Here is a 20331-nt window from a genome sequence, read left to right as displayed (position 1 = left end):
CACTGTCCGCCACCGAGATGGAGCACCCCACGTGAAAGCCAGCCCCGCCGACCAGAACGAACTGCTGCGCCTGCAGTCCGCCGACACCCGCCTCGCCCAGCTCGACCACGCGGTCAACACGCTGCCGCAGACGAAGGAGCTGGCCGCGCTGCAGCCCGAGGTCGACGCCCTCCGCGCGCGCTGGATCGCCGCGACCGGCGAGCTCGAGGACGCCCGCACCGAGCTGAAGCGGACCGAGTCCGACGTGGAGGTCGTCGAGGCGCGCATCCGGCGCGACAACGACCGGGTGCAGCAGACCGCTTCGGTCAAAGACGTGCAGGCGCTGGAGGCGGAGCTCGCCTCCCTCGCCAAGCGCCGGAACGACCTCGAGGAGATCGAGCTCACCGTGATGGAGCGGGTCGAGGGCCTCGAGTCGGCGCTCGCCGCAGTGGACGCCGAGCGCTCCGAACTCGGCACGCGCGTGGAGGCGTTGGAGGCCGCGCGCGGCGCCGAGGTGGAGAAGCTCGCCGCCCAGCGCGGCGCGCTCGCCGCCGATCGCGCCACCATCGCCGCGGCCATCCCCGACGACCTGGTCGCCCTGTACGAGCGCCAGCGCGCCCGCTACGGGCTCGGTGCCGCTCTGCTGCAGCGCGGCGTGTCGCTGGGATCCAACGTGAAGCTGACCGAGTCCGACCTCGCCGAGATCCGCCGGGCCGCCCCCGACGACGTCGTGCTGTGCCCCGACAGCAGCGCCATCCTGATCCGCAACGAGGAGTCCGGGCTCTGAACCGGCTCTGACCCCGTTCCGAGCGAGTGCCGACCGGACTCGGATCCGGCGCACAGACGCGCTGCGCTATCGTTGACCGCGGAATGGGTCGGCAAGACGGTCGCGTCGGTCCGCGTGAGCGGGCCGCCGAGGAACGTCCGGGCTCCGCAGAGCAGGGTGGTGGGTAACACCCACCCGGGGCAACCCGCGAGACAGTGCAACAGAAAGCAGACCGCCACCGGCTCCGGCCGGTGGTCAGGGTGAAACGGTGGTGTAAGAGACCACCAGCGGCCGGGGTGACCCGGTCGGCTCGGTAAACCTCACCCGGAGCAAGGTCAGACAGGGGACGATGAGGCTGCTCGCCTCGTCCCCGGGTAGACCGCTGGAGGGCGGCGGCGACGTCGCCCCGAGAGAGATGGCCGTCCGCGACACTCCGGTGTCGCGACAGAACCCGGCGTACTAGCCGGCCCATTCCCTGCACGCGGCCCGGTCCTGCGCCGGGCCGGACACGTCGAGGGGAGCACCGCATGGAGGAGCGTTCGGCCCGGCTCCTCCCGCGCGCGGGAGCGCTCGCGGTCGGCGTGTTCGTCCTCGTCGCGATCGGCTACCTGTCGTGCCTGGCCATCCTGCTGGTGTGCCCGTCGATCGTGCCGGAACCCATCTACTGGTCGCTCGACCACACGGTGTTCGCGAGCACGGTCGACGACGTCTTCCGGGTCTCGACCGTCTCGCTCGGGTACTGGATGGTCGCCACCGCCGTCGCCATCGGGCTCGCGCTGGTCATCACGCTCCTCGCCGGCCGGGCGCTCCGTGCGCTGGGCGCGCTGGCCGCGCTGGCCGCGCTCGGCGGGTCGCCTCAGCCGGCCGTCCCGGCCTCGTCCTCGTCCGGCGAGAACCGGTAGCCCATCCCGGGCTCGGTGAGCAGATAGCGCGGACGCGAGGGCTCGGGCTCCAGCTTCTTGCGCAGCTGGGCGAGGTACAGGCGCAGGTAGCCGGTGTCGCTGGTGTACTGCGGTCCCCACACCTGGGTGAGCAGGGCCTGCCGCGTGACCAGACGGCGCGGGTTGCGCAGCAGCAGCTCGAGGATCGCCCACTCCGTCGGGGTGAGACGCACATGCTCCGCTCCGGCCGCGGTCGAGCGCGTCACCTGGTGGGCGGCGAGATCCACGCTCACGCCACCGAAGGTCACGACCGGTTCGTCGGTCGCACCGGTCTGCCGCCGGGTGAGCGCGCGGATCCGCGCCAGCAGCTCGTCGGCGGCGAAAGGCTTGGTCACGTAGTCGTCGGCCCCGGCGTCGAGCGCGTCCACCTTGTCGGCGGATCCGGTACGGCCCGAGACGACCAGGATCGGCACCGTCGACCAGCCGCGCAGCCCCTCGATCACCTCGATCCCGTTCAGCTCGGGCATCCCGAGGTCGAGCATGACGAGATCCGGGTGGTGCTCCACCGCCTCGGACAGCGCCTCGGCCCCGGTGCTCGCCGTCAGCACCTCGTAGCCGCGGGCGGTCAGCAGGATGCGCAGAGCGCGCAGGATCTGCCGGTCGTCGTCGGCGATCAGGATCTTCACGCGCTCGTCCCTTCCGTCGCCGCGGGCAGCGACACCACCATCGTCAGACCGCCGCCCGGGGTGTCCTCCGCGTCGAGCGTGCCGCCCATCCCCTCCACGAAGCCCTTCGAGAGGGCGAGTCCGAGGCCGATCCCCGTGTCGTTGTCCGTGTCGCCGAGACGCTGGAACGGCAGGAAGACGGCATCGCGGCGCTCGCTCGGGATGCCCGGTCCGCGGTCGATGACGCGCACCTGCACCGTGCCGCCGAACTCGCTCGCCGCGAGCACCGGACGCTGACCGGCCGGACTGTAGCGCAGCGCGTTGCCCAGCAGGTTCACCACGACGCGCTGCAAGAGGACGCCGTCCGCCGCGAGCAGGGGCAGCTCGGGTGCGATGTCGAGCTCGACGTCCGCGGGCCCGACGCCCAGCTCGTCCAGCGCGGGCGAGATCACGTCGTCCAGCTCCGTCGGCGCGATCGAGACCCCCAGGACGCCGGCCTCGACGCGACTCACGTCGAGGAGGTTGGTCACCAGGGCGGCGAGACCGCCCAGGCTATCCTCCGCCGTCTCCAGCAGGTCCTCCCGGTCGGTCTCGCTGAGGGCGAGGTCGGTCTGGCGCAGCGTGGTGACGGCCGCGGTCGCGGCGGCCAGGGGGCGGCGCAGGTCGTGGCCGACGGCGGCGAGCAGGGCGCTGCGCACCCGGTCGGCCTCGGCGAGCGGTCCCAGTTCCGACGCCGTCGCGGACAGGTCGCGGTGCTCGAGGGCCGCGTCGAGCTGGGCGACGATCGCGCCGAGCAGCCGGCGGTCGCTCGCCTCCAGATCGCGACCGGAGAGCTCGAGGGTCCCGCGCGTTCCGACGGCGAGCCGCTGGGTGTGCTCGGCGTCGGCGGGCTCGCCGTCGGTGGAGACCACCTCGCCGCCGTCCAGGAGTCGTACGCCCGCTAGCCCGAAGGCCTCCCGGGTGCGGGTCACCAGCGCCTGCAGCGCGTCCTGACCGCGGATGACACCGCCCGCGATCGTCGCCAGCAGTTCCGCCTCCGCCGCGGCGCGCTGCGCCGAGCGGGTGCGCCGCGCGGCCTGGTCGACGACCAGGCTCACCAGGGCGGCGATGATCACGTAGAGGACGAGGGCCAGCAGGTGCAGCGGCTCGTTGATGGTGATCGTGTAGAGCGGCGCGACGAAGAAGTAGTCGAGCGTGATGCCCGAGAGCAGCGCCGCGAACAGCGCGGGCCAGATCCCTCCCACGAGGGAGACGATCACCACCAGCAGCTGGTAGCTCAGCACGTCCGCGGTCATCGAGTCGCCCGAGCGCACGCTCGTGAGCAGCAGGGTCAGCAGCGGTCCGCCGACGAGCGCCAGGGCGAAACCGATGACCCGCCGGCGCAGCGTGAGGCCGCCCGTCGGGCGGGGGAGGGAGAATCGTCCGCCGGCCCGGGAGTGCGACACGATGTGCACGTCGATGTCGCCGGACTCGCGGATGACGGTGGAACCGATCCCCGGCCCGGTGAGCAGCGCGGCCAGCCGGCTGCGTCGCGAGACGCCGATCACGAGCTGGGTCGCGTTCTCGCCGCGCGCGAACTGGACCAGGGCGCGCGGGATGTCGGCTCCGACGACCTGGTGGTAGCTGCCGCCCAGCTGCTCGACCAGCGCTCGCTGTGCGGCCAGCGTTCCCGGTGCTCCCGTGCGCAGGCCGTCTTCGCTGGTCACGTGCACCGCGAGCAGCTCGCCGCCGGCGGAGCGCGCGGCGATCCGGGCGCCGCGTCGCAGCAGGGTCTCGCCCTCCGGCCCGCCGGTGAGGGCGACCACGACCCGCTCCCTGGCCTCCCACTTTCCGGCGATGCCGTGCTCGGCGCGGTACTTCAGCAGGGCGTTGTCGACCTCGTCGGCCAGCCAGAGCAGCGCGAGCTCGCGCAGCGCGGTCAGATTGCCGAGGCGGAAGTAGTTCGAGAGCGCGGCGTCGATGCGGGAGGCGGGGTAGACGTCGCCCTCCGCGAGCCGGTCCCGCAGCGCCTGCGGGGCGAGGTCGACCACCTCGATCACGTCCGCCCGGCGCAGCACGGCGTCCGGGATGGTCTCCCGCTGCTGCACGCCGGTGATCTGCTCGACCACGTCGTTGAGGGATTCGATGTGCTGGATGTTCACCGTCGACATCACGTCGATGCCCGCGTCGAGCATGGCGTCGACGTCCTCCCAGCGCTTCGCGTGCTCGGTGCCGGGGGCATCGGTGTGCGCGAGCTCGTCCACCAGGGCGAGCTGCGGCGCGCGCGCCAGCACGGCCGCCAGATCCAGCTCGGTCAGCTCCACGCCGCGATGCTCGACCACCCGCCGGGGGACGACCTCCAGCCCGTCGAGCATCGCGGCGGTGGCGGCGCGGCCGTGGGTCTCCACGACCGCGACCACCACGTCCTTGCCCAGGGCCTGCAGGCGCTTGCCCTCCTCGAGCATCGCGTAGGTCTTGCCGACGCCCGGTGCTGCGCCGAGCATCACCCGCAGGCGGCCACGTGGCATGTCTACTTGTCCATCTCCGAAAGGGCCAGGTTGAGCTGGAGCACGTTCACGGTCGGATCCCCGAGGTAGCCGAGGTCCCGTCCCTGAATCCTAGACTCGACCAGCGCCCGCACGCGGTCGGCGGAGAGGCCGCGCGCCGCGGCGACGCGGTCGACCTGCAGCAGCGCGTAGGCGGGGGAGATGTGCGGATCGAGACCCGAGCCGGAGGCCGTGACGGCATCGTTCGGGATGCTGCCCGCGCTCACGCCGTCGGAGGTCTCGATCGCCGCGGTGCGCTCCTTCACCGCCTTCTGCTGCACCGGGTTGGAGGCCGCGAGGTTGCTCCCGGAGGAGGCCGTGCCGTCGTAGCCGTCTCCGGCCGCGGACGGTCGGGACTGGAACCACTGCGGCAGCGCCGCTCCGTGCTTGTCGGTGAAGCTCTGGCCGATGAGGGAGGAGCCGATGGGCTTCCCGCCGACCGAGACGATCGATCCGTTCGCCTGAGCCGGGAGGGCGAGCTGCCCGATCCCGGTGACGACGAAGGTGTAGCCGATGCCGAGTGCGACCGTCAGGACGATCATCGCGCGCAGGGCGACCCAGTACTGGCGCCAAGCGCCGCGGAGCCGGTTCATCTGTCCAGCGTCCTTTCCGTGAGTGTCAGAATCCGGGGATCAGCGCGACCAGGAGGTCGATCAGCTTGATCCCGATGAAGGGGGCGATGATCCCGCCGAGGCCGTAGATCAGCAGGTTGCGGCCGAGCAGGGAGGAAGCGGCGGCCGGCCGGTAGCGCACCCCGCGCAAGGCGAGGGGGATGAGCGCCACGATCACGATCGCGTTGAAGATCACGGCGGAGAGGATCGCCGAGGCGGGGGAGTGCAGCCCCATCACGTTGAGCGCGGCCAGGCCGGGGAAGGAGGCCACGAACATCGCCGGGATGATCGCGAAGTACTTCGCGACGTCGTTGGCGATCGAGAACGTGGTGAGCGCTCCGCGGGTGATCAGCAGCTGCTTGCCGATCCGGACGATGTCGATCAGCTTGGTCGGGTCGGAATCCAGGTCGACCATGTTGCCGGCCTCCTTCGCCGCCGACGTGCCCGTGTTCATCGCCACGCCGACATCCGCCTGGGCGAGCGCCGGAGCGTCGTTCGTGCCGTCGCCGGTCATCGCGACCAGGGCGCCGCCCTCCTGCTCCCGCCGGATCAGGGCCAGCTTGTCCTCCGGCTTGGCCTCGGCCAGGAAGTCGTCGACCCCCGCCTCGGCGGCGATGGCCTTCGCCGTCAGCGGGTTGTCGCCGGTGACCATGACGGTGCGGATGCCCATCCGGCGAAGGTCCGCGAACCGCTCGGCCAGGCCCTCCTTTACGATGTCCTTGAGGTAGATCGCTCCGAGCAGGGTGGCCGCACCGTCCGCGCTCCGCGTCGCGACGGCGAGCGGGGTGCCGCCGACCTGGGAGATGCGCTCGACCTCGGCATCCAGCTCGCGGAGGGCGCTCGCCGACGGCGGCTCGGTGCCCGCCTCGGCGGCGCGTTCGCGCACCCAGGTGACCACGGCGCTCGCGGCGCCCTTGCGCACCTGCGATCCGTCGGGCAGATCGAGCCCGCTCATCCGGGTCTGCGCGGTGAACGGTACGATCTCGCCGTTCGCCGTCGTCGGGCGCTCGTATCCGAGCGTCTCGGCGAGTTCGACGACCGAGACGCCCTCGGGCGTGGGATCGCTGAGCGAGGAGAGGGCGGCCGCCCGGACCAGCGCGTCGCGGTCGGCGCCGCCCACCGCGGCGAACTCGCTCGCCCGCCGGTTGCCGTACGTGATGGTTCCGGTCTTGTCGAGGAGCAGCGTGGTGACGTCGCCGGCGGCCTCCACCGCGCGTCCGGACATCGCGAGCACGTTGTGCTGCACGAGGCGGTCCATCCCGGCGATGCCGATGGCCGAGATCAGGGCGCCGATGGTGGTCGGGATGAGGCAGACCAGGAGCGCGATCAGTACGGGGACGGTCGGTGCCGCGTCGGAGTAGCCCGCCACGGGCTGCAGCACGAGGACCACGATCACGAAGATGATCGAGAGGCTCGCGAGCAGGATGTTCAGCGCGATCTCATTCGGGGTCTTCTGCCGGGACGCGCCCTCGACGAGTGCGATCATCCGGTCGACGAAGGTCTCGCCGGGCTTCGAGGTGATGCGCACGACGATGCGGTCGGAGAGCACGCGGGTTCCGCCGGTGACCGCGCTGCGGTCTCCGCCGGACTCGCGCACCACCGGTGCGGACTCGCCCGTGATGGCCGACTCGTCCACGGTCGCGATGCCGTGGATCACGTCGCCGTCGCCCGGGACGAGCTCCCCGGCGGCGACGACCACCACATCGCCCAGCGCGAGCTCGCTCGAGGCGACCTGGGCCGTCTCGGCGCGGCTCGCCGCCGAGTCGGCTCCCTCGTCGTAGCCGAGGACGCGGGTGGCGAGGGTGGTGGAGCGCGTGGTGCGCAGCGTGGCCGCCTGCGCCTTGCCCCGGCCCTCGGCGACCGATTCCGCCAGGTTGGCGAAGATCACGGTGAGCCAGAGCCAGACGGCGATGCTCCAGGTGAAGGTCAGCGTGGCCGGGCCGGTCCCGCCCGCACCGAGGAACGGCTGGGCCACGGCGACGACGGTCGTCAGCGCGGCGCCCGCCTCGACGATGAACATGACCGGGTTGCGCCACATCTGGCGCGGGTCGAGCTTGCGCAGCGCGCCGGGGAGTGCGGCGACGAGCTGGGCGCCGCTGAAGGCGCCTGCGGTGGTGGCGCGCTGTTTCGGAGCGCGGACGCCGGAGTGAGGGGTGAGCGTTGTCATGGTGTTACTGCAGCCCTTCCGCCAGGGGACCCAGCGCGAGAACGGGGAAGTAGGTGAGTGCGGAGACCAGCACGACGGTGCCGATCATCAGGCCGACGAATTGCGGCCGGTGGGTGGGCAGGGTGCCTGCCGTCGCCGGGATGCGGCCCTGCTGGGCGAGCGAGCCGGCCAGCGCCAGCACGAAGACGATCGGCAGGAAGCGGCCGAGGAACATCGCCACGCCGAGCGCGGTGTTGAGCCAGGGCGTCGCGGCGGTGAGTCCGCCGAAGGCCGACCCGTTGTTGTTCGCGGCGGAGGTGAATGCGTAGAGCACCTCGCTGAAGCCGTGCAGACCCGGGTTCAGGATCGACGTCTTCTCGATGTCGGCGCGCACCGCCGGGATGGCGAAGCTCAGGCCGGTGCCGATGAGCACGAGTGTCGGCGTGGTCAGGATGTAGAGACTGGCCAGCTTGATCTCGCGCGGGCCGAGCTTCTTTCCCAGGTACTCCGGGGTGCGGCCGACCATGAGCCCGGCGACGAACACCGCGATCACCGCGATGACCAGGATCCCGTAGAGGCCGGAGCCGACGCCGCCCGGCACGATCTCGCCGAGCATCATGTTGATCATCGCCATCATGCCGCCGAGCGGGCTGTAGCTGTCGAGCATCGAGTTGACGGCGCCGGTCGACGTCGCGGTGCTCGTCGTGTCGAACAGCGTCGAGCCGAGCACCCCGAACGCGGTCTCCTTGCCCTCCATCGACCCGCTCGACGCCTCGAACAGTGTCATCGCGACGAGCGAGACGGCGAACAGCGTCGCCATCGTGCCGAGGATCGCGTAGCCCTGGCGCTTGTCCCCGACCATCGTGCCGAAGGTGCGCGGCAGCGAGAACGGGATGATGAGCATGAGCAGCACCTCGACGAGGTTCGTCCACGCGGTGGGGTTCTCGAACGGATGCGCCGAGTTCGCGTTGAAGAAGCCGCCGCCGTTGGTGCCGAGCAGCTTGATGGCCTCCTGCGAGGCGACCGGTCCGCCGGGGAGGGACTGCGCGGCTCCCGTGAGGGTGGTGATGTGGTCGAACCCGTTGAGGTTCTGCACCGCGCCTCCGGCGATCAGCACGATCGCGGCGACGAGGGAGAGCGGCAGCAGGATGCGCACCGTCCCGCGCAGCATGTCCACCCAGAAGTTGCCGATCGTCCCGGTGGAGCGCGAGGCGAACCCGCGTACCAGGGCGACCGCGACCGCCATGCCGACCGCGGCGGAGACGAAGTTCTGCACGGCGAGGCCGGCGAACTGCACGGTGTAGCCGAGGGTGGCGTCGGGGGAGTACGACTGCCAGTTCGTGTTGGTGACGAACGAGATCGCGGTGTTGAACGCGGTCCCCTCTGGCACGGCGGGCATGCCCAGCGAGTACGGCAGGAACTGCTGCAGGCGCTGCAGGCCGTAGACGATCAGGATGCCGACCACCGAGAAGGCCAGCACTCCGCGCAGGTAGGCGGGCCAGGTCTGGCCGGCGCGGGCGTCCACGCCGATCAGGCGGTAGACGCCGCGCTCGACGGCGAGGTCGCGGTCGGAGGTGTACACGCGCGCCATGAAGTCCCCGAGGGGCCGATAGGCGACGGCGAGCAGCAGCACGAGCGTCGCCAGCTGGGCGACGAACAGCCAGGTGCCCGTCACGGAGTCCGCGCCCATCTCAGAACCGCTCCGGCTTCACGAGGGCGACGACCAGGTAGGCGATCGCGGCGACCGCGAGCAGGGCCGCGATCGCGTCGATGACGATCACAGCTTCTCGACCCCCCGGCCGGCCACGCCCACGATCACCGCGAGCAGGACGACACCGAGGAGGTAGACGACGTCTAGCAAGACTCTCTCCATCCGTGAGGATGCCGCGGCCAGTCGGCCGCGGCAGGAGAGAGTCCACACCCGCGGTGGGCGCCGGGAGCCGGTCCTAACGCATCCCTAACGCCGCGCCGGACGATCCTCGCGGGACGCTAACGCGACGAGGCGGAGCGGCGACGACCGGCGCGCGCGGCGAAATCGTCGAGGGCGGACAGGATCGGTTGGGCGTACCAGATGCGGTTGCGGTGCTGCGAGGTGGCGCTGGCGAGCAGACCCCGCTCGACGAGGGCGCCGATCGCGTTGTAAGCCCCCTGGGGAGAGACCCCCAGTCCGGACGAGACGAACGGTTGGTTCACCACGGGCTGCGAGAACAACAGATCGGCGAGGCGTCGCGCGCCGGCGTCGGCCCGGATGCCCATGAGGGCGTCCTCCCATCCCGCGCGAACCTCCGCGAGGTCGGCTACGAGTGCGCGACCGTTCCGCACGGCATAGCCGGCCGCTTCGGAGAAGACTCCGACGATGCGGTCGGCGTCGCCCTTCCGGTAGGCGTCGAGTGCACCGTAGTAGCGGTCCACGTCGTGAAGCAGGCCGGCGGAGACGGGGACGGCGACGCTGGTCGTCACGCGCGAGGCCCGGAGCATCGCCTGCACCAAGGCGCGGCCCGTGCGGCCGTTGCCGTCGGGGAATGGGTGGACGGTCTCGAAGTGGGCGTGCGCGAGCGCGGCGTGCGCCAGGGCCGGGACGTCCGTGCGGTGGATGAAGGCGACCAGATCATTCATCGCGCCCGCGACTCGATTGTGGTGTGGTGGCACGAAGTCGGCGCCGTGCGGGCTGACGCCTCCTCCTCCGATCCAGACCTGTTCCGTCCGGTACTCGCCGACGAGCTGTGGGGCGTGGTGCTCGAGAAGGGCCGCCTGCATCGCGACGATGCTCGCCTCGTCGATATGATCGGCCAGCTGGATCGCAGCCGTCATCGCCTCGACGTTGCGGACGACCAGTCCGGCGTTCCCCCGGTCGCGTTCACCGAGGACGGTCTCGGCTATCGCGCGCGCACCGCTCGTCAGGTTCTCGATCTCCGAGGACGACGCGGATTCCGAGCGCAACAGCACATCAGAGAACGGGAGCAGTTGGGCCCCGACTTCTGCGTCGAAACGTGCGAGGAGTGTGCTCGCCTCGGTCGCCTCGGCCACGCTCTCGCTGGACAGCGCCACCCGTGCGCCTGCGATCCGGGGAGGGATGGCCGCGCGGTACGGTGCACGGCTGTTCTCCCATTGGCGGCGACTCAGTGCGTCTCGCGGGAATCGCGAGATCCAGGGCAGCTCCTCGTAGGCCACGGCCGGCCATGGGTCTCGTTCGTTCATGGCAATGTCCCCCTCTTATTCAAGGTTAGGCGATATCCTTGAATAAGAGGGGTGGTCTTTCGAGGATCAGCCCTTCACGGCCAGTGCGGCCGCGCCCAGGATGCCCGCGTTGTTGCGGTGGACGGCGGGCACGATCTCCGTCTTCAGCTCGAGCAGCGGCAGGAACTCCTTGTAGTTCTTGGAGACGCCGCCGCCGACGATGAAGAGGTCGGGGGTGAAGAGGAACTCGAGGGTCGAGTAATACTTCTGCAGACGCTTGGCCCACTTCTCCCAGCTCAGGTCGTCGCGCTCCTTGGCCGAGTAGGCCGCCTTCGACTCGGCGTCGTGACCGTCGACCTCGAGGTGGCCGAGCTCGGCGTTCGGGATGAGGACGCCGTCGTAGATCAGGGCGGAGCCGATGCCGGTGCCGAGCGTGGTCATGATGACCAGGCCGTCCTTGTCCTTCGCGGCGCCGAAGCGCGTCTCCGCGTAGCCGGCGGCGTCTGCGTCGTTGACGAAGTGGATGTCACGGCCCAGCGCCTTCTCGAACAGGTCCTCCGCGCGGAGATCGATCCACTTCTTGGAGACGTTCGCGGCCGAGAGGGTGACGCCGTGGCTGACGATGGCGGGGAAGCAGACGCCGACGGGGGCGTCGGGCTCCTCCTTCGCCAGCTGGTCGACGATCTCCTTGGTGACCTCGACGATGCCGTCGGGCTCGCCTCCCTCGGGGGTGGGCAGCTTGATCCGGTCGCTCAGGAGCTCGCCGCTCTCGAGATCGACCAGCCCTCCCTTGATGCCCGTTCCGCCGATGTCGATGCCGATTGCGTGCTTCTGACCGCTCATGCCCACGAATCTACCGCGCGTCGCCTCCCGCGGGGGTGCGCGTGGCCGTGGCGAGCGGCAGGAACAGGTCGTCGACGATCGAGACCAGCGTCGCCTCGTCGGGGGCATGCAGGGTCATCAGCATCTCGTGGCGGAGGGCCATCGTCGGCAGGTTCGCGACGATGTCCGGCATCCGGCCGCGGTCGATCTCGCCGCGGGCGTCCGCACGCTCCAGGATCGTGTCGAGCCAGGAGGGGCCGGGGGAGAGCAGGCGCTCGCGCAGGCCGGCCATGCCGCCGTCGGCCTCACTGAGGATGCCCCCGAAGCGCAGCATGATCAGCACGACCATCCCGCTGCGGCGGTCGCCGAACTGGCGCAGGAGGTCGAGCACGTCCTCGCGCAGGCTTCCGTGATCGGGCACCTCGATGGGGTCGCCGTCGTAGCGGTGGCGGATGGCGGCGAGGGCGAGGTCGCTGCGGCTCGGCCAGCGGCGGGCGAGGACCGGGCGGCTCGTCCCGGCCCGGGCGGCGACGGCCTCCATCGTCAGCCCGGCGTAGCCGTTGGCGTCGAGCTCCTCCCACGCCGCGTCGAGCAGCGCGTCCTCGAGCTCGGTGCCTCGGCGGCGTCGTGCGGGCGGGGATTTAGAGTCCATTTGCGCATCTTATCCGATCGGCGTATCGTCAGCCTTTAGATACGGCAAGGCATCTTAAGGAGTGGGTCGATGGCTGCAGAGAAACTCGACAAGGCTGTGGTGCGCACGGCGACGGCGCTGGTCATCGGCGCGCTCGCCGTGGTCTTCGACACCACCATCCTCAGCATCGCCCTGCACTCGCTGGCCACCGACCTCCACACGGACGTCGCGCACATCCAGTGGGTCACCACGGGCTACCTGCTCGCCCTCGCCGCGACCGTGCCGCTGTCGGCCTGGTGCCTCGCCCGGTTCGGGGGCAAGCGGGTGTGGATGGTCGCGCTCGCGATCTTCCTCGTCGGATCCGTGCTCTCGGGGCTCGCCTGGAACGCCGACAGCCTCATCGCGTTCCGGGTGCTCCAGGGCGTCGGAGGCGGCCTCATGCTCCCGGTGATGACCACGATGGTGATGGAGGTCGCCGGCGGCAAGCAGCTGGGCCGCGTCTCGGCCGTGGTCGGCCTCCCCGCGATGGCGGGTCCCGTGCTGGGGCCGGTGCTCGGCGGGCTGATCCTCGCCTTCGGAGACTGGCGCTGGGTGTTCTGGGTGAACATCCCGTTCTGCGTCGCCGGACTGATCCTGGCCTGGCGGATGCTGCCCTCCGACCGTGGGCGCGACCCGCGCCGCCGCCTCGACCTCGTCGGCGTGCTGCTCCTCGTCCCCGGCCTCGTCGGCCTGCTGCTCGGCCTCTCCGACTCCGTCCTCGACGGCGGGTTCGCCCGCCTCGACGCGTGGATCCCGCTGGTCGCCGGGGTCGTGCTGATCGCAGCGTTCGGGTTCTGGGCCGTCCACCGCCGTGGCGAGGCGTTGGTGGACGTGCGGCTGCTGCGGGTGCGCTCGGTCTGGTCGGCGTCGTCCCTGCTCTTCCTCTCCGGCGTCGCCCTCTACGGCGCGATGCTGCTGCTGCCGCTGTTCTTCCAGCAGGTGCGCGGCACGGACGCGCTCGGTGCCGGTCTGCTGCTCGTGCCGCAGGGGCTCGGGACGCTCGCCTGCCGTCCCCTCGCCGGTCGGCTGATCGATCGCATCGGGGCGCGCTGGATCGCGGTCGTCGGCTTCGCGATCGTCGCCATCGCGACGGTGCCGTTCGCGTTCGGCCTGCCGTCCTCCGCCGACCCGCTTCTCCTCGTGGCGCTGTTCGTGCGCGGCTTCGGCCTCGGCGCGGTGACGATGCCGCTGATGGTGGCCTCCTACCAGGGGCTGAGCGGCGAGCAGATCGCGCACTCCAGCATCCTCACCCGCACGGCCCAGCAGCTCGGCGGGTCGTTCGGCACGGCGATCTTCGCGGTGCTGCTGCAGGCCGCGGTGCTGGGAGGCGCCACGCTCGGAGGCGCGTTCGATGTCGCGTTCTGGGTGGCCGTCGGCGTCACCGTGCTCGGCGTGGCGATCTCGTTCGTGCTGCCCGGTGGACCGAAGCGATCGGCGTCGGCGCGCGAGACGGCCCCGATCCCGGAACCCGTCGCCGAGCCGGTGGGCGGAGCGGCCGAGGTCGGCCAGGCGGGGGTCAGGGGAGCGTGAGCACCTCGGCGCCGCGCTCCGTGACGACCAGGGTGTGCTCGAACTGCGCCGTGATGCTGCGGTCGCGCGTCACCACCGTCCAGTCGTCCTCCCACATGTCCCACTCGTGCGTGCCGAGGGTGAGCATCGGCTCGATGGTGAACACCATCCCGACCTCCATCACGTCGTCGTAGGTCGGCGCGGAGTCGTAGTGCGGGATGATCAGCCCGGAATGGAACGAGGAACCGACCCCGTGGCCGGTGAAGTCGCGGACCACTCCGTAGCCGAACCGCTTGGCGTAGGACTCGATGGCGCGGCCGATCACGTTGACCTGACGGCCCGGCGCGACCGCCTTGATGCCGCGGTTCAGCGCCTCGCGGGTCCGCTCGACGAGGAGCGTGATCTCCTCGCTCGCGGTGCCGGCGATGAACGTCTGGTTGCTGTCGCCGTGGAAGCCGTCCTTGTACGCCGTGATGTCGATGTTGACGATGTCCCCATCGTCGATCACCGTGTCGTCGGGGATGCCGTGGCAGACGACCTCGTTCACCGAGCTGCAGATCGACTTCGGGTAGCCGCGGTAGCCGAGGGTGGAGGGGTAGGCGTCGTGCGCGATCAGGAACTCGTGGCCGATCGCATCCAGCTCCTCCGTCGTCACGCCCGGGCGCACCGCTTCGCCCACCAGCGCGATCGCCTGCGCCGCGATCCGGCCGGACTCGCGGATCAGTGCGATCTCGTCCGACGTGTAGACGTCGCCGCGGGTGTTCGGCGCCGGCGACGGCCTGCCGACGTACTCCGGCCGCGGGATGCGGGTGGGCACGGGGCGCATCGCGGTGACACGTCCGGGGATCAGGTGACCGGCGGAATCCTTGGGCATAGGATCAAGCTTATGACCGGTGAGAACGAGTACGGCATCGCGCAGGACGCTGAGCACAAGTACTGGTACAACATGAAGACCGGCGCGGTGGAGCAGGGCTTCCTGTCGCCCGCGCCCGATCGCGTCGGCCCGTTCGACACCCGCGACGAGGCCGAGCACGCACTCGAGAAGCTGCGCGAGAACAGCGCCAAGTGGGCCGAGGACGACGCGGCGGAGAACCGCTAGAAGCTGTGGTCCGGGCCCGGGAACGAGCCCGACTGCACATCCGCCCTGTAGGCCGCCGCCGCATCCGCGAGCACCGTCTTCAGGTCGGCGTATTGCTTGACGAAACTCGGGACGCGGCCCGTCGTGAAGCCGGCCCAGTCCGTCCAGACCAGCAGCTGGCCGTCCACGTGCGGGCCCGCGCCGACACCGATCGTGGGGATGCGCAGCTCCTGGGTGACCCGCTGGGCCACGTCGGCCGGGACCATCTCGAGCACGACCGCGAATGCGCCGGCGTCCTCGACCGCGTGCGCGTCGGCCAGGAGCCGCTCCGCACCGTCGCCGCGGCCCTGGATCAGGTGCCCGCCGAGCCCGTGCTCGCTCTGCGGGGTGAAGCCGATGTGCGCCATGACCGGGATGCCCGCGTCGACGATGCGACGGATCTGGTCGGCGCTGCGCACGCCGCCCTCCAGCTTCACCGCGTGCGCACCGGTCTCCTTCATGAACCGCACCGCGGTGTGCAGCGCTTCCAGCGCGCCCGTCTCGTAGGAGCCGAACGGCATGTCCGCCACGACGAACGCTCGCTTGACGGCCTTCGCCACCGCGCGGGTGAGCGGGATGAGCTCGTCGACGGTCACGGGCAGCGTGGTGTCGTAGCCGAGCACGTTGTTGCCGGCCGAGTCTCCGACGAGCAGGAAGTCGATCCCGGCCTCGTCGAAGATCTGAGCGGTCAGCATGTCGTAGCTGGTGAGGCCGGTGAAGGTCGAGCCTTCGTCCTTCGACGCCTGGAAGTGCCGCGTCCTGACCCGCTTCAGGGACTGCATCGAACTGGTGGCGGGGTGGACGCTCGGAACGGGTGACTGGTCGGTCATGCGCCTCAGTCTAGTGACGCGTTCCGAGCCCGCTGGGAGGCCGGGAACCACTAGTCTGGAGGGGCTGACGAAAGGGGCAGGATGGACAAGCAGCGCGACTTCGTTCTTCGGACGATCGAGGAACGTGGCATCAAGTTCGTGAGGCTGTGGTTCACCGATGTCGTCGGCACTCTGAAGTCGGTCGCGATCGCGCCGGCGGAGGTCGAGGGCGCGTTCAGCGAGGGCCTCGGGTTCGACGGCTCCGCGATCGAGGGCCTCACCCGCGCCTACGAGTCCGACCTGCTGGCCCATCCCGACCCCACCACGTTCCAGATCCTGCCGTGGCGCGGCGAGATCGACCCGACTGCGCGCATGTTCTGCGACATCACGACGCCCGACGGCCAGCCGTCCGTGTCCGACCCGCGCAACGTGCTCAAGCGGACGCTCGAGAAGGCGGCCGACCGCGGCTTCACCTTCTACACGCACCCCGAGATCGAGTTCTACCTGCTCAAGTCGTCGTCGTTCGGCGACGGCGGCCCCGAGCCCGTCGACTCGGCCGGCTACTTCGACAACGTCCCCGGCGGCACCGCGCACGACTTCCGCCGCCGCTCCGTGCGGATGCTCGAGGACCTCGGCATCTCCGTCGAGTTCAGCCACCACGAGGCGGGTCCCGGCCAGAACGAGATCGACCTGCGCTACGCGGATGCGCTGACCACGGCCGACAACATCATGACCTTCCGCACCGTGATCAAAGAGGTCGCCATCGAGCAGGGTGTCTACGCGACGTTCATGCCCAAGCCGATGTCGGGTCACCCGGGCAGCGGGATGCACACTCACATGTCGCTCTTCGAGGGCGACACCAACGCCTTCTACGAGGCGGGTGCGCAGTACCAGCTGTCGAAGGTGGGCCGTCAGTTCATCGCGGGCCTGCTCAAGCACGCTCCCGAGATCACGGCGGTGACGAACCAGTTCGTCAACTCCTACAAGCGCCTGTGGGGCGGCGACGAGGCGCCCAGCTTCGTGTGCTGGGGCCACAACAACCGCTCGGCGCTCGTGCGCGTGCCGCTCTACAAGCCCAACAAGGGGCAGAGCTCCCGCGTCGAGTACCGGGCGATCGACTCCGCCGCGAACCCGTACCTCGCGTTCTCGCTCATGCTGGCCGCCGGCCTGAAGGGCATCGAGGGCCAGTACGAGCTGCCGCCGGAGGCCGAGGACAACGTGTGGGCGCTGAGCGACACCGAGCGCCGCGCGCTCGGCTACAGCCAGCTGCCGGCCAGCCTCGACCACGCCATCTCGCTGATGGAGGACTCCGAGCTGGTCGCCGAGACGCTGGGGGAGCAGGTCTTCAACTACGTGCTCCTCAACAAGCGCAAGGAGTGGGCGGAGTACCGCGCGCAGGTCACCCCGTACGAGCTGCGCTCCAACCTCGAGATCCTCTGACCGGGACGTGACGCGCGAGCAGCTCTCCCTGACGGTGCTGGCGCGCGCCGGCTTCGTCGGGCTGAGCTCCGTGCGCGCCCAGCTCGACGAGCTAGCGGAGCTCACCGGCTTCCCCGTGGACGACCTGCTGCCCGCGCTGGGCGCCGCCGCGGATCCGGACAACGCGCTGACGCTCGCCCTGCGCCTGCTCCAGCACGCGCCGGTGCAGGCCGCGCGCTACGTGCCGTCGCGCAACGACGCCCGGCGGGTTCTGCGAGTGATCGGCGCATCCGAGGGCGCCGCCGAGTTCTTCCTGCGGCAACCGGCGGAGCTGGGCGCCCTCGACTACCCGATAACGGCCCTCCCGACCGCCGACGAGTTGCGCGCCGACCTGCTCGACGCGGTGGGCGCAGTGGACGGGTTCGCCGCCATCGTCGAGGAGGAGGCCTGGACGGCGCTGCGCGTGCGCTATCGCCGCCGGCTCGTCCAGCTCGCCAGCTTCGACCTGGAGCAGGACGACCCGGTCGCGGGGTTCGACGCCGTCGCGGCTGCGCTCTCCGACCTCGCCGCCGCCGCCTTGGAGGCCTCCCTCGCCGTCGCGCGCCGCCAGACCAGCGGTACGGGGCCCGGGCGGTTCCCCGAGGCCGAGGTGCGGGCCACCCCGCTGGCGATCATCGGGATGGGCAAGGCCGGCGCCCGCGAACTCAACTACGTCAGTGACGTCGACGTGATCTTCGTGACCGAAGGGGACGAGGAGGCCGGACTCGCGTCCGGTCGGGCGGTCGACATCGCCACCCGGCTCGCGATGCTGACCATGCGCGGCATCCACGAACCCGCGATCGAGCCCGGGCTCTGGGAGGTCGACCCCAACCTGCGACCCGAGGGCAAGGACGGCGCTCTCGTCCGCACGCTGGAGTCGCACATCGCCTACTACGACCGCTGGGCGAAGGGCTGGGAGTTCCAGGCGCTGCTCAAGGCCCGGCCGCTCGCCGGCGACCGGGAGCTGGGCGACCGGTACACGGCCGCGCTCGCCCCCAAGGTGTGGAGCAGCGCATCGCGGGAGAACTTCGTCGAGTCGGTGCAGCGGATGCGCGAGCGCGTCACCGACCACATCCCGGACGACGAGGTGCACTACCAGCTGAAGCTCGGGCCGGGCGGCCTCCGTGACGTCGAGTTCACCGTGCAGCTGCTGCAGCTCGTTCATGGGCAGACCGACGACCAGGTGCGGCAGCGCGACACGCTCTCGGCCCTGGCCGCCCTCGCGGCGCAGGGCTACATCGGCCGGGAGGAGGCCGCGGCCTTCTCGCAGGACTACCGCACCCTCCGCCTGATGGAGCACCGCATCCAGCTGCGCCACTTGAGCCGCACGCACCTGATGCCGCGCGACGAGGGCGACCAGCGCATCCTGGCGCGGGCGACCGGCCTCGCGCCGAGCGCGCAGCAGCTGTTCACCCGCTGGAACGAGATCAAGCACCGGGTGCGCGGCCTGCACGAGCGCCTGTTCTACCGGCCGCTGCTGAGCGCCGTCGCCGCCATGCCGAGCGAGGACTTCGCGCTCACCAGCGCCCAGGCCGAGGCCCGGCTCGCGGCGATCGGCTTCCGCGACCCGCGTGGCGCGCTCGCCCACATCGGCGCCCTCACCTCCGGTGTCTCGCGCCGGGCCACGATCCAGCGGCACCTGCTGCCGGTGATGCTGCAGTGGTTCGCCGACGGCGCCGACCCCGACTACGGCCTGCTGACCTTCCGCCGCCTCAGCGAGGACCTCGGCTCCACCCATTGGTATCTGCGGATGCTGCGCGACTCCACCGGCGCCGCCGAGCGCCTGACCCGGGTGCTGTCCGGGTCGCGGTTCGCCGGCGAACTGCTCGGACGCATCCCGGAATCGGTCGCGTGGCTGGAATCGGAGGACGAGCTGCGGCCGCGGTCGGCCGAGCTGCTGCGGGAGGAGACGGCGGCGATCCTCGCGCGGCACGAGTCCGCCGACACCGCCGCGGCCGCCCTGCGCGCGGTGCGCCGGCGCGAGGTGCTGCGGCTCGCGTTCTCGGGCATCCTCGGCTTCGCGACGATCGAAGAGCTGGCGCACGGATTGAGCGCCGTCGCCGAGAACGTGATCGGCGGCGTGCTCGCCGCCATCCGGTCGGCCCGTGGCGACGCGGGGGCGTTCGAGTTCGCCGTGATCGGCATGGGACGCTTCGGCGGCCGCGAGCTGGGCTTCGGCTCCGACGCCGACGTCATGTACGTCTTCCGTCCGCTCGCCGCCGATCAGGACGACGCGCACCGGGCCGCCCTCGCGATCGTGTCCGAGCTGTCACGGCTCACCGAGGACAACATCCTCCCGCTCGACCTCGACATCGGGCTGCGACCCGAGGGCAAGAACGGCACGCCGGTGCGCTCCCTCGACTCGTACCGCGCCTACTACCAGCGCTGGTCGCTCACGTGGGAGGCGCAGGCGCTGCTGCGGGCGCGCGGCGTCGCGGGGGACGCGGCCCTGCTGGACGACTTCTCGGCCCTCGCGGACGAGGTCCGCTACCCGGCCGAGATCGGCGAGCGCGAGATCCGCGAGGTCAAACGCATCAAGGCACGCGTCGAGAACGAGCGGCTGCCGCAGGGCGCCGACCCGTCCCGCCACCTGAAGTTCGGCCGCGGCTCCCTGAGCGACGTCGAGTGGTTCGTCCAGCTCATCCAGCTGGAGCACGGGGCCGCGATCCCCGCCTTGCGCACCCCGAGCACCCTCGACGCCCTGGCCGTCGCCGCTGAGCACGGCTTCGTCACCGAGAAGGACGCCGCCAAGCTGCACGAGGCGTGGGTCTTCGCCTCCCGCGCCCGCTCGGCGATGACCCTGTGGACGAACAAGACCGCCGACGTCCTCCCCTCCGACCGCGTCGCCCTCGACGGCGTCGCGCGCCTGATGGAGTACCCGCCCGGCTCGGCGTCGCGGCTGGAGGAGGACTACCTCGCGGTCACCCGCCGCGCCCGCGCCGTCTTCGAGCGCGCCTTCTACGGAATCCCGGACCGCCCCGCGCCCACCGGCTGAGCCTTCGCCCGCCACCTCATTGTCACGACACGCCGCCAGGGCGTGCGCCGTGACGGCGTGTCGCGACAACTGGATGCGGCGGCGACGCGGAAGGGCCGCATCCCGAGTGGGATGCGGCCCTTCCGTGCGGAGCGGGGAGCGTCAGACGCCGAAGTACAGCTCGTACTCGAACGGGTGCGGACGCTGCGCGAGGGGCTTGAT

The 20331-nt window shown here is 71.0% G+C and carries 17 protein-coding genes and 1 other RNA gene; 7 read left to right on the top strand and 11 right to left on the bottom strand.

Annotation, left to right across the window (positions count from 1 at the left end):
• Positions 1-31 precede the first annotated feature (31 nt).
• The 3 genes from U870_RS0111805 to U870_RS0111800 all read left to right on the top strand — a co-directional run bounded on the left by U870_RS0111805 (position 32) and on the right by U870_RS0111800 (position 1647).
• Positions 32-766: a zinc ribbon domain-containing protein gene (locus U870_RS0111805; RefSeq protein WP_025157592.1), complete on the top strand. Its 735-nt coding sequence runs from the start codon at positions 32-34 to the stop codon at positions 764-766.
• Between the two features lie 84 nt (positions 767-850).
• Positions 851-1220: RNase P RNA component class A (rnpB, locus tag U870_RS23170), an RNA gene on the top strand.
• A 52-nt stretch (positions 1221-1272) separates the two neighbouring features.
• Positions 1273-1647, top strand: coding sequence for a hypothetical protein (locus U870_RS0111800; protein WP_025157591.1), 375 nt, complete (start codon positions 1273-1275; stop codon positions 1645-1647).
• Here the strand turns inward: U870_RS0111800 and U870_RS0111795 are convergent.
• From U870_RS0111795 to U870_RS0111750, 9 genes are all read right to left on the bottom strand, one after another.
• The gene (locus U870_RS0111795; RefSeq protein WP_025157590.1) at positions 1602-2312 is read right to left on the bottom strand and encodes a response regulator; all 711 of its coding nucleotides are present in this window, start codon (positions 2310-2312) and stop codon (positions 1602-1604) included. The two genes, U870_RS0111800 and U870_RS0111795, sit on opposite strands and share 46 nt — an antisense overlap.
• The gene (locus U870_RS0111790) at positions 2309-4798 is read right to left on the bottom strand and encodes a DUF4118 domain-containing protein (protein WP_025157589.1); all 2490 of its coding nucleotides are present in this window, start codon (positions 4796-4798) and stop codon (positions 2309-2311) included. The genes U870_RS0111795 and U870_RS0111790 overlap by 4 nt, the downstream gene beginning before the upstream one ends.
• 2 nt (positions 4799-4800) lie before the next feature.
• Positions 4801-5409: a potassium-transporting ATPase subunit KdpC gene (kdpC, locus tag U870_RS0111785; RefSeq protein ID WP_025157588.1), complete on the bottom strand. Its 609-nt coding sequence runs from the start codon at positions 5407-5409 to the stop codon at positions 4801-4803.
• Between the two features lie 25 nt (positions 5410-5434).
• Complete coding sequence (gene kdpB / locus U870_RS0111780; RefSeq protein ID WP_025157587.1) at positions 5435-7594, bottom strand: potassium-transporting ATPase subunit KdpB; 2160 nt, start codon at positions 7592-7594, stop codon at positions 5435-5437.
• Between the two features lie 4 nt (positions 7595-7598).
• A complete protein-coding gene (gene kdpA, locus U870_RS0111775) occupies positions 7599-9263 on the bottom strand; it encodes a potassium-transporting ATPase subunit KdpA (protein ID WP_029947508.1) in 1665 nt (554 codons plus the stop codon).
• 1 nt (position 9264) lies between these two features.
• Positions 9265-9354, bottom strand: coding sequence for a potassium-transporting ATPase subunit F (locus U870_RS24025; protein WP_115644436.1), 90 nt, complete (start codon positions 9352-9354; stop codon positions 9265-9267).
• Positions 9355-9562: 208 nt separating this feature from the next.
• Positions 9563-10771, bottom strand: a complete 1209-nt coding sequence (locus U870_RS0111760) for a Fic family protein (RefSeq protein ID WP_029947507.1) — start codon at positions 10769-10771, stop codon at positions 9563-9565.
• A gap of 66 nt (positions 10772-10837) precedes the next feature.
• Entirely contained in the window at positions 10838-11593 is a 756-nt protein-coding gene (gene ppgK, locus U870_RS0111755; protein WP_025157584.1) for a polyphosphate--glucose phosphotransferase, read from the bottom strand.
• A gap of 10 nt (positions 11594-11603) precedes the next feature.
• Positions 11604-12224 (bottom strand): TetR/AcrR family transcriptional regulator, encoded by a 621-nt coding sequence (locus U870_RS0111750; protein ID WP_025157583.1) that lies wholly within the window; start codon positions 12222-12224, stop codon positions 11604-11606.
• A 69-nt stretch (positions 12225-12293) separates the two neighbouring features.
• On the opposite strand from U870_RS0111750, the gene U870_RS0111745 reads away from it, so the two are divergent.
• Positions 12294-13772 (top strand): MDR family MFS transporter, encoded by a 1479-nt coding sequence (locus U870_RS0111745; RefSeq protein ID WP_025157582.1) that lies wholly within the window; start codon positions 12294-12296, stop codon positions 13770-13772.
• Here the strand turns inward: U870_RS0111745 and map are convergent.
• Positions 13759-14625, bottom strand: coding sequence for a type I methionyl aminopeptidase (map, locus tag U870_RS0111740; RefSeq protein WP_025157581.1), 867 nt, complete (start codon positions 14623-14625; stop codon positions 13759-13761). The genes U870_RS0111745 and map overlap by 14 nt on opposite strands.
• Before the next feature lie 12 nt (positions 14626-14637).
• Here map and U870_RS0111735 point away from each other — a divergent pair, with 12 nt between their 5' ends.
• Positions 14638-14850, top strand: a complete 213-nt coding sequence (locus U870_RS0111735; protein ID WP_025157580.1) for an SPOR domain-containing protein — start codon at positions 14638-14640, stop codon at positions 14848-14850.
• Here U870_RS0111735 and panB read toward each other — a convergent pair.
• The gene (gene panB / locus U870_RS0111730; RefSeq protein WP_025157579.1) at positions 14847-15698 is read right to left on the bottom strand and encodes a 3-methyl-2-oxobutanoate hydroxymethyltransferase; all 852 of its coding nucleotides are present in this window, start codon (positions 15696-15698) and stop codon (positions 14847-14849) included. The two genes, U870_RS0111735 and panB, sit on opposite strands and share 4 nt — an antisense overlap.
• Positions 15699-15779: 81 nt before the next feature.
• Here panB and glnA point away from each other — a divergent pair, with 81 nt between their 5' ends.
• On the top strand, positions 15780-17117 hold the full coding sequence (gene glnA / locus U870_RS0111725; protein ID WP_025157578.1) for a type I glutamate--ammonia ligase: 1338 nt from the start codon (positions 15780-15782) through the stop codon (positions 17115-17117).
• Positions 17118-17124: 7 nt separating this feature from the next.
• Positions 17125-20130, top strand: coding sequence for a bifunctional [glutamine synthetase] adenylyltransferase/[glutamine synthetase]-adenylyl-L-tyrosine phosphorylase (locus U870_RS0111720; protein ID WP_025157577.1), 3006 nt, complete (start codon positions 17125-17127; stop codon positions 20128-20130).
• The last annotated feature ends 201 nt before the right edge of the window (positions 20131-20331 follow it).

It is taken from the genome of Leifsonia aquatica H1aii (genome assembly GCF_000633535.1).
GTDB lineage: Bacteria > Actinomycetota > Actinomycetes > Actinomycetales > Microbacteriaceae > Leifsonia > Leifsonia aquatica_A.
The sequence above is the reverse complement of the archived record's forward strand: the minus strand, read 5'-3'. Positions and strand labels throughout refer to the sequence as shown.